The 24,390-nt window shown below is 43.4% G+C and carries 25 protein-coding genes; 7 read left to right on the top strand and 18 right to left on the bottom strand.

Annotated elements, in window-relative coordinates; genetic code table 11:
* The 8 genes from HRU23_01990 to HRU23_02025 are packed head-to-tail and all read right to left on the bottom strand — an operon-like array spanning window position 1 to window position 6,116.
* Complete coding sequence (locus HRU23_01990; GenBank protein NRA52892.1) at window positions 1-852, bottom strand: MTAP family purine nucleoside phosphorylase; 852 nt, start codon at window positions 850-852, stop codon at window positions 1-3.
* Window positions 853-892: 40 nt separating this feature from the next.
* Window positions 893-1,330, bottom strand: a complete 438-nt coding sequence (locus HRU23_01995) for an arsenate reductase ArsC (protein NRA52893.1) — start codon at window positions 1,328-1,330, stop codon at window positions 893-895.
* Between the two features lie 9 nt (window positions 1,331-1,339).
* The gene (locus HRU23_02000; protein NRA52894.1) at window positions 1,340-2,254 is read right to left on the bottom strand and encodes a radical SAM protein; all 915 of its coding nucleotides are present in this window, start codon (window positions 2,252-2,254) and stop codon (window positions 1,340-1,342) included.
* Between the two features lie 53 nt (window positions 2,255-2,307).
* Complete coding sequence (locus HRU23_02005) at window positions 2,308-3,357, bottom strand: methyltransferase domain-containing protein (protein NRA52895.1); 1,050 nt, start codon at window positions 3,355-3,357, stop codon at window positions 2,308-2,310.
* Entirely contained in the window at window positions 3,350-4,078 is a 729-nt protein-coding gene (locus tag HRU23_02010) for a DUF2064 domain-containing protein (protein NRA52896.1), read from the bottom strand. Before HRU23_02010 ends, HRU23_02005 begins: the two co-directional genes overlap by 8 nt.
* A 60-nt stretch (window positions 4,079-4,138) precedes the next feature.
* Window positions 4,139-4,831, bottom strand: a complete 693-nt coding sequence (locus HRU23_02015; GenBank protein NRA52897.1) for an LrgB family protein — start codon at window positions 4,829-4,831, stop codon at window positions 4,139-4,141.
* A complete protein-coding gene (locus HRU23_02020) occupies window positions 4,828-5,229 on the bottom strand; it encodes a CidA/LrgA family protein (protein NRA52898.1) in 402 nt (133 codons plus the stop codon). Before HRU23_02020 ends, HRU23_02015 begins: the two co-directional genes overlap by 4 nt.
* 14 nt (window positions 5,230-5,243) lie before the next feature.
* A complete protein-coding gene (locus HRU23_02025) occupies window positions 5,244-6,116 on the bottom strand; it encodes an AEC family transporter (protein ID NRA52899.1) in 873 nt (290 codons plus the stop codon).
* Window positions 6,117-6,255: 139 nt separating this feature from the next.
* Between HRU23_02025 and HRU23_02030 the strand changes: the two genes are divergently transcribed.
* The 4 genes from HRU23_02030 (at window position 6,256) to HRU23_02045 (ending at window position 10,176) form a co-directional block, all read left to right on the top strand.
* Window positions 6,256-7,167, top strand: coding sequence for an ABC transporter ATP-binding protein (locus HRU23_02030; protein NRA52900.1), 912 nt, complete (start codon window positions 6,256-6,258; stop codon window positions 7,165-7,167).
* Between the two features lie 8 nt (window positions 7,168-7,175).
* Window positions 7,176-7,946: an ABC transporter permease gene (locus HRU23_02035; GenBank protein ID NRA52901.1), complete on the top strand. Its 771-nt coding sequence runs from the start codon at window positions 7,176-7,178 to the stop codon at window positions 7,944-7,946.
* A gap of 35 nt (window positions 7,947-7,981) precedes the next feature.
* On the top strand, window positions 7,982-8,656 hold the full coding sequence (locus HRU23_02040; protein NRA52902.1) for an SAM-dependent methyltransferase: 675 nt from the start codon (window positions 7,982-7,984) through the stop codon (window positions 8,654-8,656).
* 377 nt (window positions 8,657-9,033) lie between these two features.
* On the top strand, window positions 9,034-10,176 hold the full coding sequence (locus tag HRU23_02045) for an HD-GYP domain-containing protein (protein ID NRA52903.1): 1,143 nt from the start codon (window positions 9,034-9,036) through the stop codon (window positions 10,174-10,176).
* Window positions 10,177-10,252: 76 nt separating this feature from the next.
* On the opposite strand, the gene HRU23_02050 is transcribed toward HRU23_02045, so the two are convergent.
* The 8 genes from HRU23_02050 to HRU23_02085 form a co-directional block, all read right to left on the bottom strand.
* Complete coding sequence (locus HRU23_02050) at window positions 10,253-11,104, bottom strand: pantoate--beta-alanine ligase (protein ID NRA52904.1); 852 nt, start codon at window positions 11,102-11,104, stop codon at window positions 10,253-10,255.
* Window positions 11,105-11,118: 14 nt separating this feature from the next.
* Entirely contained in the window at window positions 11,119-11,904 is a 786-nt protein-coding gene (gene panB / locus HRU23_02055) for a 3-methyl-2-oxobutanoate hydroxymethyltransferase (protein NRA52905.1), read from the bottom strand.
* Between the two features lie 178 nt (window positions 11,905-12,082).
* Window positions 12,083-12,571 carry a 2-amino-4-hydroxy-6-hydroxymethyldihydropteridine diphosphokinase gene (gene folK, locus HRU23_02060; GenBank protein ID NRA52906.1) on the bottom strand — a complete coding sequence of 163 codons (489 nt, stop codon included), beginning with the start codon at window positions 12,569-12,571 and terminating at the stop codon, window positions 12,083-12,085.
* A gap of 6 nt (window positions 12,572-12,577) precedes the next feature.
* On the bottom strand, window positions 12,578-13,831 hold the full coding sequence (gene pcnB, locus HRU23_02065) for a polynucleotide adenylyltransferase PcnB (GenBank protein NRA52907.1): 1,254 nt from the start codon (window positions 13,829-13,831) through the stop codon (window positions 12,578-12,580).
* A gap of 338 nt (window positions 13,832-14,169) precedes the next feature.
* Complete coding sequence (gene gluQRS, locus HRU23_02070; GenBank protein NRA52908.1) at window positions 14,170-15,063, bottom strand: tRNA glutamyl-Q(34) synthetase GluQRS; 894 nt, start codon at window positions 15,061-15,063, stop codon at window positions 14,170-14,172.
* 71 nt (window positions 15,064-15,134) lie between these two features.
* A complete protein-coding gene (dksA, locus tag HRU23_02075; GenBank protein NRA52909.1) occupies window positions 15,135-15,581 on the bottom strand; it encodes an RNA polymerase-binding protein DksA in 447 nt (148 codons plus the stop codon).
* A gap of 334 nt (window positions 15,582-15,915) precedes the next feature.
* Window positions 15,916-16,623, bottom strand: a complete 708-nt coding sequence (gene sfsA / locus HRU23_02080; GenBank protein ID NRA52910.1) for a DNA/RNA nuclease SfsA — start codon at window positions 16,621-16,623, stop codon at window positions 15,916-15,918.
* 182 nt (window positions 16,624-16,805) lie between these two features.
* Window positions 16,806-17,561 carry an outer membrane protein assembly factor BamD gene (locus tag HRU23_02085; protein NRA52911.1) on the bottom strand — a complete coding sequence of 252 codons (756 nt, stop codon included), beginning with the start codon at window positions 17,559-17,561 and terminating at the stop codon, window positions 16,806-16,808.
* Between the two features lie 134 nt (window positions 17,562-17,695).
* Between HRU23_02085 and rluD the strand changes: the two genes are divergently transcribed.
* The 3 genes from rluD (at window position 17,696) to clpB (ending at window position 22,063) form a co-directional block, all read left to right on the top strand.
* Window positions 17,696-18,667: a 23S rRNA pseudouridine(1911/1915/1917) synthase RluD gene (rluD, locus tag HRU23_02090; protein ID NRA52912.1), complete on the top strand. Its 972-nt coding sequence runs from the start codon at window positions 17,696-17,698 to the stop codon at window positions 18,665-18,667.
* A 13-nt stretch (window positions 18,668-18,680) separates the two neighbouring features.
* Window positions 18,681-19,409 carry a peptidoglycan editing factor PgeF gene (gene pgeF / locus HRU23_02095; GenBank protein ID NRA52913.1) on the top strand — a complete coding sequence of 243 codons (729 nt, stop codon included), beginning with the start codon at window positions 18,681-18,683 and terminating at the stop codon, window positions 19,407-19,409.
* A gap of 86 nt (window positions 19,410-19,495) precedes the next feature.
* Window positions 19,496-22,063 (top strand): ATP-dependent chaperone ClpB, encoded by a 2,568-nt coding sequence (gene clpB, locus HRU23_02100; GenBank protein ID NRA52914.1) that lies wholly within the window; start codon window positions 19,496-19,498, stop codon window positions 22,061-22,063.
* Between the two features lie 59 nt (window positions 22,064-22,122).
* Here the strand turns inward: clpB and HRU23_02105 are convergent, their stop codons facing one another.
* Together HRU23_02105 and HRU23_02110 are read right to left on the bottom strand one after the other, a co-directional pair.
* A complete protein-coding gene (locus HRU23_02105) occupies window positions 22,123-22,545 on the bottom strand; it encodes a DUF4124 domain-containing protein (GenBank protein NRA52915.1) in 423 nt (140 codons plus the stop codon).
* A 114-nt stretch (window positions 22,546-22,659) separates the two neighbouring features.
* The gene (locus tag HRU23_02110) at window positions 22,660-23,862 is read right to left on the bottom strand and encodes an NnrS family protein (GenBank protein ID NRA52916.1); all 1,203 of its coding nucleotides are present in this window, start codon (window positions 23,860-23,862) and stop codon (window positions 22,660-22,662) included.
* Window positions 23,863-24,390 lie beyond the last annotated feature (528 nt).

Consider the following 24,390-nt stretch of genomic DNA (forward strand, 5'->3'; position numbering starts at 1 on the left):
TTATGTTGATAACACAGCTAATAACGCTTTATTATCAGCGTTTAGTGCCTCAGGCGGGGTCATTAGGGCGGAGGCTAGGCTAGTGCGACAGCTGCAATCACTATGATCTTGATGGTGATGGGCCAAGTAAGCGGCCAGTAAACGCTTAGCTTGTTTAAGACTGCTACCGTAACGTGAAATCACTTGTTCGACCGTGACATGATGAGCCGGATCGTCTTGCCAGCAGTCGTAGTCGGTTGCAATCGCGATAGTGATATAACAAATTTGTGCTTCGCGGGCTAAAAATACTTCGGGCACATTGGTCATGCCAACCAAATCAGCCTTCATCGAATTTTTAAAGAACAAGCTTTCTGCTTGCGTGCCTAATCTTGGGCCATCAACACAAACATAACTTTTGTCGCGGTGCAGTTTTATATCTAACGCATTGGCCGCTGCGGCCATGTCTTCACTAATGCTGTGACAAGTCGGACGGGCAGTGGAAACGTGAGCCGCAATGCCACGACCAAAAAATGATTTTTCGCGCTGGCCTTTAATATAATCAATATATTGTGAGGGCAGCGATAAGTCACCGGGTGCTATTTCTTGTTGCAGTGAGCCGGTGGCCGACAAACCAATAATTTGAGTAACCCCCAAACTTTTTAGCGCCCAGATATTAGCGCGATAGTTAACTTCGTGCGGCAATAGCTGATGTTGTTGGCCGTGGCGCGGTAAAAAATAGAGAGTTAAGTCGCCAAACTTGCCTTCGATTATCTCTGCCGATGGCGCGCCAAACGGAGTACTGACTTGGTGTTGCTTAATCACTTCTAGGCCGTCAAATTGATAAATTCCGGTTCCACCGATAATTGCGAGCATGGATCTTCCTTAAGGTATAAATGTTAATCGTAAGCCGCTTTTACGGCGCTAGCGAGTTTAATTGGCTTGGCATTAACGCAATCCAAGCTTTTATTTGATCTCGGACTTGGCGATAACAGTCGAGTGCCTGTTGCTCGGTTACTGCGTCTTTGGCGAGCGCGGGCGGATCATCAAATTGATGACAGATGATAAGCGGCGCACCACTGACCGTTGGGCAATTTTTATTGGCGTGATCGCACACGCTAAAAATAACATCGAAACTTATCGTATCAAATTCGCTAATCAATTGTGATTTATGATCACTAATGTCGATGCCAGCTTCAGCCATTACCGTAATAGCATGGGGATTAACGCCGTGAGTTTGAATGCCAGCGGAATAAAATTCGACGTCGGGCAAAGCTAAAGCGTTAGCCCAGCCATGGGCCATTTGGCTGCGGCAGGCATTGCCAGTACATAAAAATAATACGCGTTTGGTCATTGGTTCTCCTTAACGTTCGCTACAACTTGAGCCATAAGCAAAGCAGCTATAACAGCGATGATGTTTCATGCTGATTTTTTGCTGCTGGCTTTGGCGTAAATCGCTGCCGAGTTCATATTCAAGATCATCATCAACTAAGGTGCAGGCATACACTTTCATTTGGCGATCGCGCTTGACCACCATTTTTGAAGAATGACACATGAAATGGCTGCGACTGGTTTGATCCTGATAATGCGTCATGCAGTGCTCACTAATATGAGGCACATGTGGCAATGATCCCGGGGTTAAAAAATCAGGGAAAGCAACAATGGTTAGATCATCGGGCAAACCGTTAAGCTTAAACAGATCATGAAATCCTTGTTCAATCTGCTGTTTATTTTCGTCTTTTTCCATATGGCGGGCTAAGGAAACATGAAAGCCGCGTTGATGTAATGCTCGCATGCCGCTAATGGCCGTGGCAAAAGTACCCAAACCACGATGCGCATCATGGCTGGCAGGATCTAGGTGATCAAGACTTATCCGCAATGAGATCGGGTACGGGTTATCGACTAAAGCACTGAGCTTGTCCAGTCGTTTAAACAGCGGCTCGGTGCCATTGGTTAAGATCAAGACCGGTTTATGCTGTGAGGCATAATCGATCATCTCGATGATCTCTTTAACTAAAAATGGTTCACCGCCAGTAAAAGAAAACTGTTCAACGCCCATGGTTAACGCTTGATCGATATAAGGTTTAATCTCCGCAAGTGTCGGGCTGCCTAATCGCTTGTCGGCAGGGTTTGAACCCTCAAGACAAAAATCGCAGGCCAAATTACAGCGAGTACCAGTATGAAACCATAATTCAGACAGTTGACCCGGCTCAATGTAACCGCGAGGATCGCCAGTTGGGGTCACATACCAATCTTGAGATTTGTCTGTATTTGTCATGATCACTCCTTATCGCGCCCTAATTGAGTTAATAGATGAGTTAACATATGTAATTAACAACAGCCACCGCCAGAGTCGGCTGAGGTAGTGGTGGCACTAAAGGGCAGTTCGGTGCCACAGTTTTCATAAATACCGTAATGCTGATCGAAATTACCAATAAACTCAAAGTGTGGTTTAAAGCGCGTATCGTGGAGCATTCGCCAAGTATTACCACAAACAGGGAATACTTTGCCGGTCTCGATACTGTGGTGAGAATCAAGATTAAAAACCTGCGGTAAATGTTCGATGGTGCCTTTATAAATAACCGCTTGGCCGTAGTCTTCACAGTGGCTTTCTAGTTCGGGCAACTTAAACAGCCGATAGGTCGCTGAATAAAAACCAATGTGACCAATTTTTTCAATGATCTTTGGGTTGTCGATCGTAATTGGCCGGTCTTCAACTAAACGTGGATCGGCAAAGCCTGCCGCTTTGGCTAAATTGATAAAATCATTCCAATAAAGCGCGCCACTTAAGCATTCGCCGTATAACACAGGATCATCAACCAAACTTGCTGGCACGCGGCGATCGGCATAGACATCGCTAAAATACAGTTCACCACCGGGTTTAAGTAAATCAAAGGCTTGCTTGAGTACAGCGGCCTTATCTTGGCATAAATTAATTACACAGTTAGAAACGATAATGTCGAAACTCGCCGGTTCAAAACCCAAAGTATTAAGCTGTTCAAGGTAACCTTTATGAAAAGAAGTATTAGCGGCGGCATAACCAAATTTTTCGCGATGATATTCAATGTGGTTATTAGCAACTGCAAGCTGCTCGTCAGTCATATCAACACCAACCACCTGACCAGTTTCACCAACCATTTGGGCTAGCGCGTAACAGTCGCGACCAGAACCGCTGCCTAAATCGAGAATTTTAGTACCGCTTAGTTGCTCAGGACAGACTAAACCACAGCCGTAATAACGCATCATCACTTCGTCGTGAATATTGCTCAAAATCGGTTTTAAAAATTCGGGCATTGCATCATCGGTGCAACAAGCATTGGTTTGTAGGTCTTGTGAACCCTGCAGGGTTTTACCGTAATATTCCTGAACTTGGTTATGCATATTTGGATGTCTCATTGCTTGACGCTGATTGCGTCATATATTGTTGTATTTGTTTGAGTAGCGCCTGACGAGCGGGGCGTAAGTCGCCGACGAGATCTTGACTTAATTGGACGAGTTGTTGCTGGTGGTCAACATCGTAAGTCAGTTCAGTCGCGGCGGTACTAAGTTGCTGTTCTTGACACAGTTGGGCTAAAGCGGCGCCTAATTGGTCGGTGCTCCAGGGTAGGTTGGTCATTGTTGGCCAAGCTTGCCGGTTGGCCATAATGGTAACGCCACCGTCTTGCGCTGGTGCCAGTGCGATGTCGGCATGGGTTAATGCATCACAGATAGCGCGGTAATGGCGGGGGCTGAGCATAGGTGCATCACTGCCGATATATAAAATGCGATCATGACCTTGTTGGCGTAATTGTTGATCTAACCAATTTAAGCGCTCGCCTAAATTACCGGCCTGTTGTGGCAAGACCAAAGCAGGTTTACCAAGTAGTTTACCCGCCCACGGGCCGTCGCACTCACTGGCAGGGGAGATCACTAACTTGCCCGGCCATTGATTTAGATCCTCTAACGCGCAAGCCAGAAAATGCTGGGCGAAGTTAAGCGCTAGCTCGGGGCCTATGGTCGCAGCCAAGCGTTGTTTGCCGTGGTGCAGCGCTGGACGTTTACACAACAATACTAAGGTACAGTTAGTCGCTGGGTTAATTAGGGGATCGATTATATTTGTCATTAATTGTTATATTTTTTAGTGTGACTTAAAACACTAGACCTTGGGTTAACACAATTAATTTCAGTATGAGATAAAAAGACCTAATAACCAAGCAAATAACGGTGCAACTAAGGCGGTAAGCACGCCGCTAATGACTAAAGCCAATGAACTAAAAGCCGCTTGTTCTGGGCCAACCTCAATCGCCTTGGCTGTGCCAATAGCATGAGCGCTGCAGCCGATAGCTAACCCTTGCGCTTGGGCATTGGTAATATTGCAGCGCTTAAGAATGCTAAAACCTGCCAGTGCACCAAACAGACCGACGCCAATCACCACCGCAGCAGCGAGTGAAGCCAGCCCGCCAGTTTCATTAGCGACCGCCATCGCAATTGGGCTGGTCACAGATTTTGGTAGCAATGACAGTAACAATACCCGGTCATCGGTGAACAATAAAGCAATGGCTAAGCAGCTTGAAATCGCGATAATGACGCCGCAACTGCAGCTGATAAAAATAGCGTTGGCATTGGCTTTTATTTGATTGATCTGACTAAACAGTGGAATAGCTAACGCGACTACTGCCGGCTCTAACAACCAAATAAAGGGTTGGTTGGCGAGTGCATAGTGTTGATAATTTAAAGGCGACAAACTAAATAAGGCAATAAAAAATACAATAGCGATCAGTAAAGGATTAGCCAAAGGACTATTAAATTTAGCGCTAATTGTTTTAGCACCAAGGAATACCGCAATAGTGGCGAGTAAATAAAGATAAATCATCACGAGTTGTCAGCTCGGTTAGTTAATTTTTGATAACACCAGCCGACACTAATTAATACCGCTAAGGTGCTTACCACACTGCTAAACACAATCGCAGGCCAAAACTCGGCCAATAAGTTGGTATATTGTAATAACCCGACGCCGACCGGGACAAAAAACAAGGTAATGTAATTGAGCAGCAAGCTGGTAGTTGGCTGCAAATAACTCAGCGGCACTAGGCGCAGGCTTAGGGCAGTAAATAACAATAATAACCCGAAAATGCTGCCTGATATCGGCAGCGCGGTAAGGTAGCTGACCCCTTTGCCCAGATAAAGGCAGCTCAGTATAATCAGCGCACTGCGCGCTAATTTTGCGCTAGAGACCAAAATTTGGTTAATTTTAGCTGATTTATACCGCTTCAAAATAATGTCCTTTGTTATAAAACATACGCCAAGGTTAATGACAGACTCACGAGGCTAAACATATTGCCAATTAAAACAATCGCCGCTACCTTGGTCGGTTGCTGGTGGTATTTGTCGGCCAAAATGTAATTGAGTACTGCTGGCGGCATCGCGCCAAACACCAGTAAAATAGCATATTGCTGTGGCGGTAATTGAATCAGCTGCTGAACCATCACCGCGAGAATAATCCCAGATAAAGGGCAAAGAATTGCGCCAAGTACCCCTATTTTCCAGTCTGAAAAATCGACATCGGTCAGTCGTGCCCCCAGGGTAAATAACATCAATGGAATCGAAATTTGGCCGATCATTTCAATTGATATCATTAAACCCTGCGGCACAGTAAATTGAGTGATGCTGATGATTAGCCCCATGATAGTGGCAATCATAATCGGCATGCCAAGCAGTTTATAGAGCTTGGTTTTATGATCTAAAATGTAAATTCCGAGGGTGAAGTGCCAGATCATGCTAATTAAGAAAATAATCACAGCCGCCGGTAAAGCTTGCTCACCAAAGGTTAAAACAATTAATGGAATGCCCATGTTGCCAGTATTATTAAACATCATTGGCGGCAAGAAGGTTTTTAAATTGACCCCTAAAAAGTGCAGCGGTAATAAAATAATGCCGGAGCCCAAGATCACGACGGTCGTTGCCAGCGCTAACCCCTGATATTGAAATAAATCGAACGATTTGGCTGCTAACACTGAAAATATCAGCGCAGGCAGAAATACATCCATATTAATCGTATTCGAAAAACTTAGGTCAGGTTGATACTTTTTGGTGTATGCAAAGCCAATCGCGACAATAAAGGCGATTGGAAATAAAGTAATCAGCAAGCGTTCGATCAGCATAGTAGAGGGCCATTGATCATAAAATAACAAATCCTAGGTGATTATTATCGCAATTAGTAGTACGCAATAGTCTATAGGTAAAATTAATCGGTATACTAGCCCAAGTATTTAGATTGGCTATCAAAGGTATCCCCAGATAATGAACGCATTAAAGATAACAGGGCTGACAAAAACCTATAAAGGTGGTTTTGAAGCATTAAAAGGCATAGATCTCACCGTTGAGGCAGGCGACTTTTATGCATTGCTTGGGCCTAATGGCGCAGGTAAGTCGACCACCATTGGTATTATTTCGTCTTTGGTCAATAAAACCCAGGGCCAAGTTGAGGTGTTTGGGTTTAATATCGATACCGACTTAGTGCAAGCAAAACAACATATTGGTTTAGTGCCGCAAGAATTTAACTTTAATCAGTTTGAAACCGTGTTAGAAGTGGTGATGATTCAAGCCGGTTATTACGGGGTGCCGCGAGTCGAAGCGCTTAAACGCGCCGAGATCTATTTAACCCAGCTAGAGTTGTGGGATAAACGCAATGAAAAATCACGTGAATTATCAGGCGGCATGAAACGCCGTTTAATGATTGCGCGTGCGTTAATGCATCGGCCTAAATTATTAATTCTTGATGAACCAACAGCCGGGGTTGATATTGAACTGCGTCGTTCAATGTGGGACTTTTTACGCCAATTAAATCAAGACGGTGTGACCATTATTTTAACTACCCATTATCTTGAAGAAGCTGAAATGTTATGCCGTAATATCGGGATTATTGATCAGGGTAAAATGGTCCAAAATACCAGCATGAAGTCATTATTGGCCAAGCTGCATCTTGAAACGTTGGTGCTAGAAATCGTTGCTACTGATCGTGCTTGTCAGCTCGATGGTTTTACGGTGCGCACCATTGATGAGCATACGCTTGAGGTTGATGTTGAGCGCGGCCAGACCATCAATTTATTGTTTAGCCAATTGAGCGAGCAAGGCATTGATGTGGTGAGCATGCGCAGTAAAGCTAATCGACTAGAAGAATTATTTATCCGTATTGTTGAACAAAATCGTTAGGAGGCCTCGTGTCATCACTTTATTACATTGCATTAAAAAGCCTTATTACCAAGGAAGTTAATCGTTTTACCAGAATTTGGCTGCAAACTCTGGTACCGCCGGCCATTACTATGAGTTTGTATTTTGTTATTTTTGGTAACTTAATTGGCGAACGTATTGGTCAAATGTCTGGGGTGAGTTATATCGAATTTATCGTGCCGGGCTTAATCATGATGTCGGTTATCACCAACTCATATTCCAATGTTGCCTCGTCATTTTTTAGTTCTAAATTTCAGCGTAACGTTGAAGAACTGATGGTCGCGCCCGTACCTACCTGGATTATTATTACCGGTTATGTGGGTGGTGGCGTTATCCGTGGCTTGCTCGTCGGCACCATAGTGACCTGTCTGTCACTGTTTTTTGTACCGTTACAAATTTTTAACTTGCCGGTGTTAATGGTCAGCGTGTTGGCGACCTCAATCTTGTTTTCTTTAGGCGGCTTGATAAATGCGGTACTGGCGAAAAGTTTCGATGATATTAGCATTATTCCAAACTTCATTTTGACCCCGCTAACCTATCTGGGTGGCGTATTTTATTCACTGACGATGTTGCCTGATTTTTGGCAAGGGGTATCACAGGTTAACCCCATTGTTTATATGATTAATACCTTCAGATATGGTTTTTTGGGTATTAGCGATATTCCATTACTGTATTCTTTTTCGATGATTTTTGGTTTTGTGGTGGCGTTATATAGCATTGCGCACTGGATGATCTCGCGTGGTATAGGTCTTCGTTCTTAAAGTATTCGTTAAGGTTTTAGTTAAGGTTAAAAATCATGTCTTTTGCAAACTCGCACCAAATTGTTACCAATCAGCCAGGGGTGCACGAAAAACTGGCTGACATCGTTGAAAAGCATTTAAAGCATGCCTTTCAAAAACCATATCAACAGCATTCTATTGATGGCTTTAAGCAAGTCGAACTAGAAGTGCAGCGCAGTGGTAAGCCAATTATTTTCGACTCGTGCTGTGGCGTTGGTGACAGTACGATAAATTTAGCTAAAATGTATCCGAATCATTTAGTGATTGGTATGGATAAGTCAGGGCATCGGTTAAATAAAAATGAAGCTTACGAGCAGCACGGTATCGATAACTTCATGTTGTTACGTACCGATCTTAATGACTTTTGGCGCTTGGCACTTGACGCCCAAATGTTGCCGGAAAAACATTTTATTTTATATCCGAACCCATGGCCTAAAGCCAAACATGTGCAACGACGTTGGCATGGCGCTGCGGTATTTCCTAGCTTAGTTGCCTTAGGTGGTGAGTTAGAAATGCGCAGTAACTGGCGTTTGTATTTGGAAGAGTTTTCTGCGGCGTTGGCTATCACCAACCATAGCAGCGAGGTGGCTGAATTTGTGCCACAGCCATGCATTACCCCGTTTGAACGTAAGTACCAAGCCAGCGGTCAGCCCTTGTTTAAATTAAACGCGAGCTTGTCTGTTAAAACCTAACGAGAGTTTTATCACAGAGCCATAATCACCACATGGGTGGTTATGGTTATATTGCCCCGAAACATTACGACTGCTGTGGTATTTGCTTCGCCTGTTCTTTCTTTTGTTGTTCTTGCTTCTCTTCTAATTGCTCTTGCTTTGTTTTTTCTGTGGCTTGTCCGCCACAGGCGCCGCAACATGAACCCATTATATAACCCTCTTTTTTGTTGTTTTTATAAACGAACTTTATTGTATCTTATTGTTATAATGATTAAATTGATTAATGTCAGTTGAGATTGATGATGTTCGATAGTTCAGCGGCACTAATCAGTGTTTCAATGGCGAGTTTCAGGTTACAATAGACGAAAGTAGTAACAACTGTAATTATAATCATAATAATGAATTTACAAGAAATCTCGATCAATGAATTGACCCTCGGTATGTATCTCGTCGGTTTAGCGGATAAGCGAAAGAAAATCGTCGTTACTAACCCTGGTTTAGTAAAAAATCAAGCGGTATTAGAGCACCTATTCAGTAAAAATATCCTTCAGGTTACGATCGACATCGACAAATCACAGATCAACGACTTTGATGCTAGCATGGTCAATAGTGTTTCTTTTAATCAAGAAATCCACCGTGCCACAAGGTTGTTTGCTGAATCCAAACAAGTAGTCAACAAATTATTAATCTCACTTGCGCAAGGCAATGGCGTTGATATTGGCCCGGTTAATAAGATTGCGGATCAATTAGTTGAATCATTATTGGCTAACTCAGATGCGCTGCAGTCGTTAAGCGCGCTGCGCACCAAAGATGCTTACTTACTCGAACACTCGATTAATATTGGAGTATTATTGGTTTCTTTTGGCCGTCACCTTGGTTTTAACCACTCAATGTTAAAGAAGCTCATGGTGGGTGGCATCATCCATGACATTGGTAAAACCCAAGTCGATCTGGCGGTGTTAAACAAACCAGCACGGCTGACAGCAGATGAATTTACCCACATGAAACAACATCAGGTTCTGTCTATTCCACTGCTTGATGCTATTGAGGGATTATCACCAATCGCCCGCGATGTTAGTACTATGCATCACGAGAAACTTGATGGTACTGGATATCCGTTAGGTTTAAGTGGCGATCAAATTTCATTAGTCGGACGCATGAGCTCTATTGTTGATATTTATGACGCGCTAACCGCCGTGCGAGTTTATAAAGCCGGCATGAGCCCAAGCCAAGCCTTTAAAATAATGAACACCTTAGTGCCTCATCATCTCGATGGTGATTTACTGCGGAAGTTTATGATCAAGATGGGGTTTTTTCCCGTGGGATCACTAGTGGCTTTAAGTGATGGCATGGCAGGTTTGGTGTGGCAATCGAATGCCGACGATAACAAATCGCCGATCGTTAAAACCTTTTATTCGGTAAAGTATAAGAGCTACCGAGACGTTAAATTTATCGACTTAGCCAAATCGTCAGTGAGGATTGCCAAAGGGCTATCTCCGAGCGACTTTCCGACTGATATTAGTGGTTACCGTCAATACTAAATAAATCTGCTTTCGTTTAAACTCATGACTATAAGTTTTAAATTATGACTATAGTTTTAAAATCATGGCAATAGGTTTAAACGTTCGGATTAAATACCATATTATCAATTAATCGAGCCTTACCAAGATAAGCGGCTGCTAAAATGACTAAATTTTGATCCGCAGCCGTTACTTTTGATAAATCATTAGCATAACGTACTTTAATATAATCAGTAATAAAGGGCGATGCGTTAAGTTTGTCGGTTGCTAGCGCAATTTGTTCAACAATAGATTCACCATCAGTTATTGCCAGTGCTAACTGCTGCATGGTTTCAAACAGTAATGGTGCGACACTCATCTCTTGTTCTGTTAGGTAATTATTACGCGAACTTTTGGCTAAGCCCGTCGTTTCTCGCACCGTTGGAACACCAACAATTTCGGTGCCAATCGATAGATCCGTTACCATGTTCTTAATGACTTGCAGCTGCTGATAATCTTTAGTACCAAAACATGCGACATCTGGAGTAACCAAGTTGAAAAGCTTGGCAACAATAGTCGCAACGCCACGAAAGTGACCAGGGCGGCTGGCACCACATAAAATATCACTTATGCCAGGCACTTCAACATAGGTTTGCGCGTCTAGCCCCTTAGGGTAAATGAGAGCAGGGGTCGGGGTGAACAGTAAATCAGTTTGACGATCGATTAACTTATCTTGATCTTCTTGCAAGGTCCGTGGGTAATTTGATAAATCATTTTTGTTATCAAATTGCATTGGATTGACAAAAATACTGACCACTACTTTACTGGCGCGTTTTTTTGCTTCATCAACCAAGGTTAGGTGGCCTAAATGAAGATTGCCCATAGTTGGGACAAAAGCAATGGTTTCGCCAGCTAAGCGCCATGCTCTAATTTGAGCCCGCAGCTGTTTACTATCTGAAATTGTTTTCATTTTAACCGCCAATCTTACTCGAAACTATGTTCAGGACCGGGGAAAGTGCCGGCTCTTACTTCTTCAACATAGCTGGCAATTGCTAAATGAATATCACCAGTTTGTTTAATGTAGTTTTTCGAAAATTTAGGGATGTAACCGCTCGAAATGCCCAATATGTCGTGCATCACTAATATTTGGCCGTCACTGTGAGGACCAGCACCAATACCAATAACAGGGATAGTCAACGCATCACTAATACGCTTGGTTAACAAGCTAGGCACACATTCAATCACCAATAACTGAGCACCTGCGCCTTGCAGCGCTAAAGCTTCGTCAATCATTTTTAGTGCTTGTGCTTCTTCACGACCTTGAACTTTATAACCGCCAAAGACATTAACCGACTGTGGGGTTAAACCGATATGGGCACATACCGGAATGCCGCGTTCGGTTAGACCTGAAATTGATTCAAGTAGCCACTTGCCGCCTTCTAGCTTAACCATATTGGCACCCGCGCGCATCAAGGTCGTCGCATTGGTCCAGGTTTGTTCTGGCGTCGCGTAGCTCATAAATGGCATATCAGCGATCAGCAATGAGCCTTGGTTGCCGGCGTTAACGCATCGGACATGGTAAGCCATCTCATCGACAGTAACAGGTAAAGTTGAATCGTTACCCTGTAAAACCATGCCTAGAGAATCGCCCACTAGGATAATGTCGACACCTTGGCTCGAAAATACCCCTGCGAAACTCGAATCGTAGGCAGTAATGGCAGTTATTTTATCGCCTTGCTGCTTCATTTGAATTAGCTTGGTGCCAGTCATATTCTTTTTCATAATCTTCACTTGCCCTAATACTTACACCAATTGGAATAAGTTCATGATCGAAGTCTTCGATCTAAATTTATCAAAGATACTATTTTACAATGATATTATCGCAACTGCCTTAGCAAAGAGATGCTGCGATAGGACTATAGTATCTGGTTGTTTATTCTGATTGGTATCAGTTGCCACAATATACTTGTAAATCGTTCAAAGGACAATTCTTTACCACTATTGATAACATTTCACCGCAAGGTAACCGTAAATTAGCCGCAATATCGAATAATGGATACAATACAAACTCACGTTGTTTCATCCCATAATGCGGCACTGTCAGGCGATCACACTCGATGATTTGCTCACCAAACAGCAATAAATCCAAATCTAGGGTTCTGGGACCCCAGCGATCTGCTTTTCTGGTACGGCCCTGTTGTTGCTCAATCTGTTGAAGTTGGTCAAGCAGCGCCAGTGGTGCCAGAGATGTCTTTATTGCAGCGACAGCATTAATGTAATCAGGTTGATCGCTTGGCCCCATCGGCTTACTGCAATAAAGCGGTGATACCGCAATAAATTCTGATTGTGGCAATAACTTTAGGGCGGCTATTGCCTGTTGTGCTTTTTCTACAGGCTGCTCTAAATTGCTGCCGATGCCAATATAACAAGTATTCATGGTGATTTATTCTGGTTGTGATGGTTTGGTTTTCGATTGACGCGGCGCGCGGCGACGTTTGGTTGGCGCGCCTAATTTACGGACCATGTCACATTGCACTTTTTCACCGGCATGTTGGAACGTTGTCCACCACTGGGCTAACTCTTGGGTTTCGCCGCCTTCAATTTCGCCACGGATTAACAGTAAATCATAACCAGCGCGGAATTTAGGGTGAGTCATTAACTTAAATGCGCGCGCGCCACTGCGGCGCGGTAAACGCAATTGCAGGTTCCAAACATCGCGTGCCATGCTAGTGAAGCGCTTTGGAATTGCGACCGAGCGACATTGGTTATCGCAAACGTCATTCATCGCGACCATGATTGCGTCGTAATAACTTAAGCCACCATCGGTCATTATTTCTTGAGCGCGCACTTCAATTGGGTACCACAAAAAGGCGGCAATGATGAAGGCTGGGGTTACTCGTTGATCATTGGCTAATCTTAGATCGGTATTTTTACAGACTAAGCGATTAAGCGCAGCTTCTTTACCTTGTTCATTGTTGCTTAGCAACTCGGCACAAGCTGGGAATAAATGCTCGAATAGTCCGAATTGGTTTAACATTTCATAGTTAGCCAGCGCTTTTCCTGACAGAAAAAGCTTCTGATATTCTTCAAATAGACGTGGCGCTGGGATAGATTTTAGCAAGGGAGCCAAGTCTTTAATTGGTTGCTGGGTGTCATCAGCTATGGTCATATCGAGTTTGGTTGCAAAGCGAACCGCTCTTAACATCCTGACCGGATCTTCTTTATAACGGGTCGCTGGATCGCCGATCATCCGTAAGATGCCATCGTCTAGATCGTCTAAGCCGCCGCCATAGGCGCGAATGGAATAGTCAGCCACATTATAATATAGGGCGTTAACGGTAAAATCGCGGCGCTCAGCATCTTCGTCGATGGTGCCATAAACGTTATCGCGCAATAACATGCCTTTGTCGCTTTGTTTGGCGAGTTGCTCGGTATCTGTTTCTTGATGATGACCGCGTAAGGTTGCCACTTCAATCACTTCACGGCCAAATAGAATATGGGCAAGTCGAAAGCGACGGCCAATTAAGCGGCTATTTCTAAATAAGTCCTTGATTTGCTCTGGTGTCGCATTGGTGGCGACATCGAAATCTTTCGGTTGTTGATCCAATAACAAGTCACGGACTGCACCGCCGACTAAATAGGCTTCAAATCCGGCGCGGTTAAGACGATGCAATACTTTGACTGCATTGGGACTCATGTGTGACCTTGAAATTGAATGCTCAGCGCGCTCAACTACTTCGACCGCTAATGCGCTCTGTTCGACTTTTTTCGACTCGACAGCAACACCGCGGATAACTTGGCGGCATAGCTTAATAACTTTAGAAAAGATAACTCACCTCTATTGAACAGGTTAATCCAGTATTTTATTACTGACTAACGATTAATCGTTGCGCGAATTTTTCGTGCAACGTGACTCCTACATTATGTAAATAGCCCTTGATATTTTACTTTTTTAACCACTATTGGACACAAACGATTAAAATTTGGGGGGCAATAGTACATCACGATGCGTCAAAATATAAGCCTAACTTGGGATCAATTGCTAATGATTTCAGTTAGTGGTGGCACAGCTAATGGGATCTGAGAAATTTGCCAGTTGTTTGTCGCACTAATTAATAATTGTTCTATCGTATAGTCTTGATATTGTTCGTGAATAGTCTGACCTAAAAACGCTAAGGCTTTAATGAGTTGTTGTTTAGGTTTTTTTAAATCGAGCGCCATTGCATGGTTTTGCTTACTTAATTTTAAGCCTTGAGCATTAATAGCCAATGGTAAATGCAGATAACGAATTGGCGATGCCTCCAAATACTGTAGCAAGGTTAATTGGCGGCTGGTGACTTCAAGTAGATCGCAGCCTCGAACTACGTCGGTTATTTGCTGCTCAATATCGTCAAGTACCACCACAAGTTGGTAAGCAAATAAACCATCTTTGCGTTTAAGAATAAAATCTTCAGTCGCAAAATCACAGCTAACCTCGGTTGTTCCCTGCAGCCGATCAATAAACTGACTAATACCGTTACTGTTTGCAAAGCGGGTTGAGTGCGGCGTACTTAATTGGGTTTTGTGGGCGCACTGTCCTAAATATAATCCGCCAGCTTGCATGATCATTTTTCGGGTACAGTCGCAACCATAAGCTCGGTGTTTATTTAAGATTAAGTCAAGTTGGTGTTGGTAAAACTCGTGACGTTGGCTTTGGTAGACAATTGGGCCGTCCCACTGCAGTCCAAACTGTTCAAGGGTATTGATAATGGCATGACTGGCGCCAGGTACTTCTCGCGGCGGATCAATGTCTTCAATTCGCAATAGCCATTGGCCTTGATTGCTTTTTGCGTCAAGATAACTGCCAAGAGCGGCAATAAGAGAACCAAAATGAAGATCGCCTGATGGCGATGGGGCAAATCGCCCACGATACGATGGTGTGTTGGTCATTAGTACTATTGTGTCAAGTGATGATCTAATTCAGAAAAGACGGCGCTTTTCTGAATTAGATTCAAACGAAATTAACTCGCCATTTGGCGTTCTTTAATTTCAGAAAGTGTTTTACAGTCAATGCATTGATTAGCTGTAGGACGAGCCTCTAAACGACGGATCCCAATTTCAATTCCACAGGTATCGCAGAAACCGAAATCATCTTCCTCGATTAACACTAAGGTTTTTTCTATTTTCTTAATTAACTTACGCTCACGATCGCGGGTGCGTAGTTCTAGTGCAAACTCTTCTTCTTGAGCTGCACGATCAACCGGATCTGGAAAGTTTGCTGCCTCATCTTGCATGTGATGCAAGGTGCGATCTACTTCTTGGCGTAATTGATTGCGCCAAGCCCCTAAGATCTTCTTAAAATGATCTAATTGCGCTTCGTTCATGAACTCTTCACCAGGTTTTAACTGATAAGGTTCAACGTTGGCAATTGCCATTACTCCAAGTTTTTTAGCATTTGCTGTAGGCATTTTGCTTCTCCTGTACTCGCCAACATTTGCGAATTTTATCTTGCTTAAATTTTAGGGCGATATCTATAGCAAAATAAATTTACGATGGCAAATTATAATCATAAAAATAATGGCTTATATATGGGGAATTGATAACTATATTTCAACCCCTAACTGAAAAATTAAGCATATTTATCTTTAATGTTTATCTCGAAGTATAACATCGTTCCTAGGCTTAATGGGGCATAGAGACAACGATATGGTAAATTCTAAGGTAACGCCTTTTTATTTAATAATGTAATTATTTATTAGAATTTAACCAAATTTAACTTTGCTAAGATAATAATACGTCATGTTAAATATTGACGGGCGTCGAGTGTGACGACAGTTCGATGAACCTACTATTAATATTGGCTTTATAATAAATAACCTCCACCCCGGCGTTTTTTGCTTGGCTTAACAACTGGGCATATTTAGGATCAATATGCTGCGCCGCTTGGACGCTATTGATGCCAGTATGCAATATTGCAAAGAGCAACACTGCACGATGACCGCTCTGCGCTATGGTCATTAATTCACGTAAATGTTTTTGGCCGCGGACGGTTACTGCATCAGGAAAGTAGCCTTGGCCATTTTCTAGCAGGGTCGCGCTTTTAACCTCAACGAAAGCATCTGGCTGGTCGCCATCACTTAAAATAATATCAATCCGGCTGTTTTCATTGCCGTATTTTACTTCTCGTTGCAGCAGCTTATAACCTACTAGCTCGCTGATAACACCTAGCCTGATTGCGTCTTCAGCTAATTGATTTGCTCTAATGGTGTTAACGCAAATAAAGTGGCCTGCTGCGGTTTGGGTCAGCTCCCAGCTAAATGGGTATTTACGTTTGAGGTTGCTAGAGGTGCTATACCAAATAATATCACCGGGCTGCGCGCACCCTGACATTGCGCCGGTGTTAGCAACGTGGATGGTGGTTTGGCTACCATCTTCCAAAATGACATCAGCTAAAAAGCGCTTGTAGCGTTTAATTAAGGTGGCCTGTTGCAGTGCGGGCTCAAATTTCATTGGGACTCTCTTTCACAATATTATTGATAGATAGCGTGAGGGCATTACACCTTCATCAGATTGCTGATTTATTCATTGACCATAAGTCATTAGCACAAAGGGAGATAGGTTCAAATATTAGCGGGCAAGCCGCCACCACTGCAACGGCTGCAGTAGTGACAAGGTTAAAGCAATGACTAACGTTATTTAGTTAGCTGGGTTGGAAAGTTTAGCGCTAATACCTTAGCTGTTTTATCGGCCAGCTCAGGCTGCTGTAAGGCCTGATAGCTCGTTATCATGACTTCCAATGCACCTTGGGTATATTGGGTGTCATTAAAGCGCGATAATAGCAGTTTTGCTCGGTTGATTGCTGCAACATAAATTCCACGCTCAAGGTAGTAGTTGGCTACTGACAGCTGATGACGTGCTAAGCGATTTTTTAACGCGACCATTCGTTGTCTAGCGTCTGGCGCATAATGGCTGTTAGGTTTGGCGGTTATCAGTTGTTTAAAATCTTTAAAGGCTTGAATAGAAAATTGCGGGTCACGATCGCTGCGATCTATATCAAACATGTCATGAAACATGTTTTGATCCGATTGCATATTACTTAAACCACGCATATAGAGCACATAATCGATGTCTGGATGGGTTGGGTTTAAACGTAAAAAACGATCAATGCTAGCCAAAGCTTGCTCTAAATTACCTTGGCGATAGTAAGCCGATATTAAATCAAGTTGAACTTGAGTCGCTTGCGGATCAAACGGATATCGCGATTCCATGGCTTCGAGCAAGGTAGTCGCCTGAAGTAAACTGCCATCGTTGAGTGATTTTTGAGCATTCTCGTACATTTTTTCGGGCGTGTCTATCGTGACTGGTTTCGGTGATGGTTTACTGGCACAGCCAGATAAAACAACGGCTAATACCAAAGATAGGCCGAGCAGGGAACTTCTTTTAGTCATAATTTTATTCATTATTCTCACAGAATTGATAAGTATCTATTAAGCTGAAGCAAAATTAAAGCTACAATACGCTCTAACGTGAGTTTTTTTGAGTATTAATGGGGCAATAAGTTTCCCTTTAAGAAGAATTATTAATGAATCAGCAAATAGAGTTAGCAGGTGAGTTGTCTCCTGAACAATGTAATCTACGATTAGATCAGGCTATGGCCGAGCTATTTAGTGAGTATTCTCGCAGTCGATTAAAAGAATGGATTGTAAATGGTAATGTCGTAGTCGATGGTGAAGTAATGACCAAGGCGCGAACTAAAATGCGCGGCGATGAAACTATTGCAGTGAATGTTACTATCGAATTAGACGAACGCTGGATTGCGCAAGATATTGAACTTAATATCGTCTATGAAGATGAACATCTACTAGTGATTAACAAAGCGGCCGGATTAGTCGTACATCCCGGTGCAGGTAATCCTGACGGCACAGTATTAAATGCGTTATTGCATCATTGTCCTGATATTGAGCAAGTACCTCGTTGTGGTATTGTTCACCGTCTTGACAAAGATACGACGGGTCTGATGGTGATTGCCAAAACAATTGCGACGCAAACCAAGCTAGTACGGATGATCCAAAAGCGTGCGGTAACGCGTGAATACGAAGCCATCGCGATTGGAAAAATGACTGCCGGTGGCATTGTTGAAGCACCTATTGCACGTCATCCAACCAAACGAACTCATATGGCGGTTGACCCAATGGGTAAAGAAGCCGTTACCCGTTACCGTATCGCCGAAAAGTTTAGAGGCCATACCCGTTTACGCTTACGCCTAGAAACAGGCCGTACTCACCAAATTCGCGTTCATATGTCTTACTTACGCCATGCGTTATTAGGTGATCCGGTTTATGGTGGTCGTCCTCGTCCATTGAAAAATTCATCAGATGAGCTAATGACCGCAATGCGTAGTTTTAAACGCCAAGCGTTGCACGCGGTAAAACTGCAATTGATTCACCCAATCACCGGTGAGCAAATGAGATGGCAGGCGCCAATACCGCAAGATATGGTCGATATGACCGAATGTCTGCGCGAAGATACGCTTAACAATCCTGATTTTTACTAAGGTTTAGCCACCAATGATTGCTGCCAACTGGCAGGCGCCGCCGCATATTAAAGCCTTTACCACCATTCGTGATGGTGGGGCTAGCGGCACGCCTTTTGTTAGCAACAACTTTGGGCAACATGTTGGTGATAATCCAGAAGCAGTCGCTGCTAACCGCGCTTTGTTGCGCCAGCAGTTACCTAGTGAGCCTTTGTGGCTTGAGCAGGTGCATTCGACGATTATTGTCAATGGTGATAAAACCAATAGTACAGCAGTGATCCCAACTGCTGATGGCGCGATAACTCAAGTGGCTAATCGGGTGATGGCGGTGATGACCGCTGATTGTTTACCCTTGCTGATTTGTGATAGTCGTGGCCAGCAGGTGGCTGCAGTTCATGCTGGTTGGCGTGGCTTAGCCAACGGCATTATCGAACAAAGCGTGGCGAAATTTAAGGTAGCACCGCAAGATTTAATGGTGTGGTTAGGACCAGCGATTGGTGCTAATGCGTTTGAAGTCGGTCAGGATGTCGTCGATTGCTTTGTCAAAAAACGGCCACAAGATCTTGAGTGTTTCACCAGCGTTGGTGAAAAATATCTAGCAAACTTGTACCAGCTTGCCCGAGCTCGGTTAGCTGATTTGGGCATTAAACAAGTCAGTGGTGGCGATTATTGTACCTACACGCAACAAGAGTTATTTTTTTCTTATCGTCGTGATGGTCAAACCGGTCGAATGGTTAGCTTGATTTGGATTGAATCAATTTAATAACACGCTCGATTGCGATGATTATTGCTTGAAAAATAAAAAAATGTCCCCAATTCTATAAGTAATAGTTTAGAAGGGAATTACTTATGCGATTAGATCGGCTCACCAATAAATTTCAACTGGCGATTTCAGACGCTCAATCCTTAGCGCTAGGACGCGATCACCAATATATTGAACCCATTCATTTATTTTCTGCCTTGCTTGCTCAAGAAGGCGGCAGTACCCGAAATTTATTAAGCTCTTGCAAAGCAAACATTAGCACCATCCGTTCTCGGCTGGCGCAGGCGCTTGATCGGCTGGCTCAAATCGATGGTATTAGTGGTGATGTTCAGCTTTCTAATGCGATGATTTCTTTGCTTAATATTTGTGATAAGTTGGCGCAAAAACGCAAAGATCGCTACATTTCCAGTGAGCTTTTTGTGCTCGCTGCGCTTAATGATAAAGGCGCACTCGGTGAAATATTAAGAAAAGCTAACTTAACCAGTGCCATCGTTAGCGACGCGATTGAAACCTTACGTGGAGGCCAAAAAGTCGAAGAACAAAACGCTGAAGATAATCGTCAAGCGCTCGACAAATATACCGTTGATTTAACCGAACGAGCCGAACTCGGCAAACTTGATCCAGTGATTGGTCGTGATGATGAAATTCGCCGAACCATTCAGGTGCTACAACGTCGAACCAAAAATAATCCGGTATTAATTGGCGAACCTGGTGTGGGTAAAACGGCTATTGTCGAAGGCTTAGCCCAGCGAATTATTAACGGTGAAGTACCTGAAGGCATTAAAAATAAACGTGTTTTGTCACTTGATATGGGATCATTACTTGCCGGTGCCAAATATCGCGGTGAATTTGAAGAGCGCTTAAAAAGCGTGCTTAACGAATTGGCCAAAGCCGAAGGTCAAATTATTCTGTTTATCGATGAACTTCATACCATGGTCGGTGCGGGTAAGTCAGACGGAGCGTTAGACGCTGGTAACATGCTAAAACCAGCGTTAGCACGAGGTGATCTCCATTGTGTTGGCGCGACTACGCTCGACGAATACCGTCAGTATGTTGAAAAAGATGCGGCGTTAGAGCGACGTTTTCAAAAGATATTGGTAGAACAACCTAGCGTCGAAGACACTATTGCGATATTACGCGGTTTAAAAGAGCGTTATGAGCTCCATCATGCCGTTGAAATAACCGATCCTGGCATTGTTGCTGCGGCGACTCTTTCGCACCGTTATATCAGCGACCGTCAACTACCCGACAAAGCGATTGATTTAATCGACGAAGCTGCTGCAGGCATCCGCATGGCGATAGATTCTAAGCCTGAAGCGCTGGATCGGTTAGAGCGAAAAATTATTCAGCTTAAGCTTGAGCAGCAAGCGCTGAGCAACGAAGAAGATGATGCTTCTAAAAAGCGTTTACATAAACTGGAAAGTGATTTGGCCAGTTTAGAGCTACAATTTTCTGAGCTCGACGAAATTTGGAAAGCGGAAAAGGCTTCATTATCAGGCGCTCAGAATATTAAATCGACGTTAGAACAAGCGCGTCAAGATTTAGAAATAGCCACCCGCGCCAGCGATTTAAGCCGAATGTCTGAATTGCAATATGGCAGAATTCCGGAATTGGAACACCAACTCGATTTAGCCTCGCAAGCCGATATGCAAGAGATGACGTTGCTTCGGCATAAAGTGACCGCCGACGAAATTGCCGAAGTGCTATCTCGTGCCACCGGCATCCCAGTAAATAAAATGCTTGAAGGGGAAAAAGCCAAGCTATTAGCGATGGAGTCTTATCTTCATCAGCAGGTGGTTGGTCAAAAAGAGGCGGTTACGGCTGTGTCCAACGCTATTCGTCGTTCTAGGGCTGGTTTGTCTGATCAAAACCGGCCGATTGGATCCTTTTTGTTTTTGGGGCCAACCGGAGTTGGGAAAACCGAATTGTGTAAAGCACTGGCTAATTTTATGTTTGATAGCAACGACGCCATGGTTCGCATTGATATGTCGGAGTTTATGGAAAAGCATTCCGTAGCGCGGTTAATTGGTGCTCCTCCGGGGTATGTTGGTTATGAAGAAGGCGGCTATTTAACCGAAGCGGTACGCCGTAAACCTTATTCAGTGATCCTGCTCGACGAAATTGAAAAAGCCCATAGCGACGTTTTTAATATTTTACTGCAAGTATTAGATGATGGCCGGCTCACCGACGGGCAAGGGCGCACGGTCGATTTTAGAAATACCGTGATCATTATGACCTCTAACTTAGGATCCGAAGTGATCCAAAAGCAATTAGGCACTAGCAGCCCTGCTGAGCTCAAACAGGCAGTGATGGCGGTGGTTAAGCAGAGCTTTCGTCCTGAATTTATAAATCGACTCGATGAAAGTGTGGTCTTTCATGCTTTAAGCCAACAAAATATTGAGTTCATCGCTAAGTTACAATTGCAATTACTGGCGCAGCGATTAGAGGCGCAAGATTACCAACTGAGCGTGACAGATCAAGCATTGCAGCAACTTGCGATTAATGGTTTTGATCCAACCTATGGGGCCAGACCTTTAAAACGTGCAATCCAGCAGCTAGAAAACCCATTAGCACAATTGATCTTAGCGGGCAGATATGGCCCTGGAGACACAATCAAAGTAGATGTTGTCGATGGGGAATTAAGCTTTAACTAGCAAAAAGCTGTTGCTGCGCCGCTCTGGCTATTGGCAAGTTAGCTTATCCGGTGATTAGGTTATTTAGTACAATAAATTTCGGCTTGCTTACGGGTTAAGTCAAGTTGTTGCGCCTTTTGCTCAGGTGTTAGGGTAATCTCGTTACCGTTTGAGTCAACTTGAGTGATGTTGGCAAATGAATTTAACATTTTTAAATTGTTATTTGCGATGTCGCAGTTTCGCTGTGACATTTTAACGAGGTCTTGCTGCTGCTGTGAAATAGTCTTATCTTGCTCTTTAGCGATTTGCTTGACTGTTTTAAATGAACTATTAGTACGGACATTTATTTTTTTTAAGTCTCCGGGATCAACATTAACTGGTACTTTATCACTAAATTTGGCACTGCCATTTTTATCGGTCCAGCTATAGATGACTTGCGCAAATATTGCGCTGGAAAATAACGAAAAACTAACAAGCAGAATAAGAAAGAGGTGGATGCGCACAATGAGCTCCTTTAAATGACGGTGATAATAATTTCCTAAATTTAATCATAGCCTGAGTTGGGCGCATACTACAATCGACATTTGCTTAGCATCGGTCTGTCGATACCGCATTTATCACCCTGGACGACCATCAATACGCGCTTTGCTTAGAATAGGGCAATAGACCCAAACAAAAATGCTATAGCTGACTATCCATAAAATCGCGCTTACTTGATAACATAAAAAGCTAAATTGGGGTAATAATGAAGGGATGATAGCTCGGATCACTCCGGCGGTTAAAATCAACGAAAACGCGACAACCATCTGTGGCTTTATCACCAAAGGTCGTCCTGAGTGGCCAAGAGATACACGTGCCATCATTGCCATAATTAAACCGCCCATGGCGCCAGCGGTCAAAAAATGGATCGCGGTAGACGTTTTAATGAGGCTTGGTTCAAGCAACGAAATGCCAAATACTATTAAGCCCAATGGAATAAAGAGGTAGGCACCGTGAAGAGACCACAATAGTGGCACTTTAACTACAAGCCAAGGGCGCCAACGAATTAAGCGCAGTAAATTGGCAAAGCCTGCAACTAATAGACAAGTCGCGAGTAAATAACTTTCTAAGCTAAAGAAACTATTGATAATTGATAGCACAATATAGCCCACGAGTGGGATCAGCGCTAAACACTCGATGGTAGTAATGGGGGCTACTTTGTCAGTGCCAGTACCACGAGCGGTAAAAAATGGAATAACACGACCTCCGATCACACACATAATTAATGTAACTAGCATAACCATGGTTGTTACCGATTGATTAGCAAGCTGGGGTATGTTTTCGATTAAACTAATATGCATTAACGCGTTCGACCAAGCGAAAATAAACATAACGACAACAAAGATTACATTACGCCACTGTTTTACCGCCGCAATGCTACGCCAGAGAAAATACCCAGCAAGTAGTGCTGGTGATATATCTAAGGCTAAAATCCAATAGGACGGGGTAAGATTAAATAATAAAGCCAGCCGGGCACAGAGCCAAACGCTGAACAATATAAAGAGTGGCCAACTCCTAATGCCTGGAATGCCGGTCCAATTCTCAATGGCCGTTAATAAGAAACCACAAATGACCGCGAAAGTGAAACCAAACAGCATTTCGTGGCTGTGCCACCACAAAGCATTACCATAAGGTTCAAACATAAATAACCCTGAGAGCATACCCACCCATAAACCGATCGCTAAAATACTGAATAAGCTGGCGAACAGAAAGAATGGTCGAAAACTTAGTCTAAAAAGTGGCACAATAGATTGTTGTTTGGTGTTGTCGGTAATTTGCATGGTGCTTTCCTACTATAACGGCAGCTATTAACTGTAACTGACGCATGTCGATAGATAATGTAGGACTATTATCAAGTAATGCCAACATGTCGCCCTGATATTAATCAATGATCACGGTATATTTCAAATTACCAAGCTAATTAAAGAGATTGCTCGGCGTAGATCGTTATCTATCAAAGTAAATGGGCGATAAAAAGTGATTTAGATCGCATTTAGTCTTCATTGTGCTTCATAAGTAACCAAACGAAATTAATCTGTAAAAAAGCCCTTGCCAACGTCAAGAACTTCCCTATAATGCGCCTCACTGAAACGGGAAAGCAGCTTACGAAAGCAAGTGCTGAAGCGGGTTAGAGAAGAAAATAGATTGGTTTAACTTCTTGTTAAAAGAAACTTAAATTAAACGTTGACTTCGAAATGGGGAAGCGTATTATATGTCTCCCAACGCAACGAGCCACAGGGTTCCAAGCGCTGCTCCTAACCATCGAGTTAGTTGAGCTAAAACGTTCTTTAACAATTAGTATTCAAATA

It is taken from the genome of Gammaproteobacteria bacterium (genome assembly GCA_013214945.1).
Lineage (GTDB): Bacteria > Pseudomonadota > Gammaproteobacteria > Enterobacterales > Psychrobiaceae > Psychrobium.

Excerpts from the sequence above, each read along its gene's own strand:
- HRU23_01990 (NRA52892.1), bottom strand. The coding sequence starts at position 852 with ATGCTCGCAATTATCGGTGGAACCGGAATTTATCAATTTGACGGCCTA.
- HRU23_01995 (NRA52893.1), bottom strand. The coding sequence starts at position 1,330 with ATGACCAAACGCGTATTATTTTTATGTACTGGCAATGCCTGCCGCAGC.
- HRU23_02000 (NRA52894.1), bottom strand. The coding sequence starts at position 2,254 with ATGACAAATACAGACAAATCTCAAGATTGGTATGTGACCCCAACTGGC.
- HRU23_02005 (NRA52895.1), bottom strand. The coding sequence starts at position 3,357 with ATGCATAACCAAGTTCAGGAATATTACGGTAAAACCCTGCAGGGTTCA.
- HRU23_02010 (NRA52896.1), bottom strand. The coding sequence starts at position 4,078 with ATGACAAATATAATCGATCCCCTAATTAACCCAGCGACTAACTGTACC.
- HRU23_02025 (NRA52899.1), bottom strand. The coding sequence starts at position 6,116 with ATGCTGATCGAACGCTTGCTGATTACTTTATTTCCAATCGCCTTTATT.
- HRU23_02030 (NRA52900.1), top strand. The coding sequence starts at position 6,256 with ATGAACGCATTAAAGATAACAGGGCTGACAAAAACCTATAAAGGTGGT.
- HRU23_02040 (NRA52902.1), top strand. The coding sequence starts at position 7,982 with ATGTCTTTTGCAAACTCGCACCAAATTGTTACCAATCAGCCAGGGGTG.
- HRU23_02045 (NRA52903.1), top strand. The coding sequence starts at position 9,034 with ATGAATTTACAAGAAATCTCGATCAATGAATTGACCCTCGGTATGTAT.
- HRU23_02050 (NRA52904.1), bottom strand. The coding sequence starts at position 11,104 with ATGAAAACAATTTCAGATAGTAAACAGCTGCGGGCTCAAATTAGAGCA.
- panB (NRA52905.1), bottom strand. The coding sequence starts at position 11,904 with ATGACTGGCACCAAGCTAATTCAAATGAAGCAGCAAGGCGATAAAATA.
- folK (NRA52906.1), bottom strand. The coding sequence starts at position 12,571 with ATGAATACTTGTTATATTGGCATCGGCAGCAATTTAGAGCAGCCTGTA.
- pcnB (NRA52907.1), bottom strand. The coding sequence starts at position 13,831 with ATGAGTCCCAATGCAGTCAAAGTATTGCATCGTCTTAACCGCGCCGGA.
- gluQRS (NRA52908.1), bottom strand. The coding sequence starts at position 15,063 with ATGACCAACACACCATCGTATCGTGGGCGATTTGCCCCATCGCCATCA.
- dksA (NRA52909.1), bottom strand. The coding sequence starts at position 15,581 with ATGCCTACAGCAAATGCTAAAAAACTTGGAGTAATGGCAATTGCCAAC.
- sfsA (NRA52910.1), bottom strand. The coding sequence starts at position 16,623 with ATGAAATTTGAGCCCGCACTGCAACAGGCCACCTTAATTAAACGCTAC.
- HRU23_02085 (NRA52911.1), bottom strand. The coding sequence starts at position 17,561 with ATGACTAAAAGAAGTTCCCTGCTCGGCCTATCTTTGGTATTAGCCGTT.
- rluD (NRA52912.1), top strand. The coding sequence starts at position 17,696 with ATGAATCAGCAAATAGAGTTAGCAGGTGAGTTGTCTCCTGAACAATGT.
- pgeF (NRA52913.1), top strand. The coding sequence starts at position 18,681 with ATGATTGCTGCCAACTGGCAGGCGCCGCCGCATATTAAAGCCTTTACC.
- clpB (NRA52914.1), top strand. The coding sequence starts at position 19,496 with ATGCGATTAGATCGGCTCACCAATAAATTTCAACTGGCGATTTCAGAC.
- HRU23_02110 (NRA52916.1), bottom strand. The coding sequence starts at position 23,862 with ATGCAAATTACCGACAACACCAAACAACAATCTATTGTGCCACTTTTT.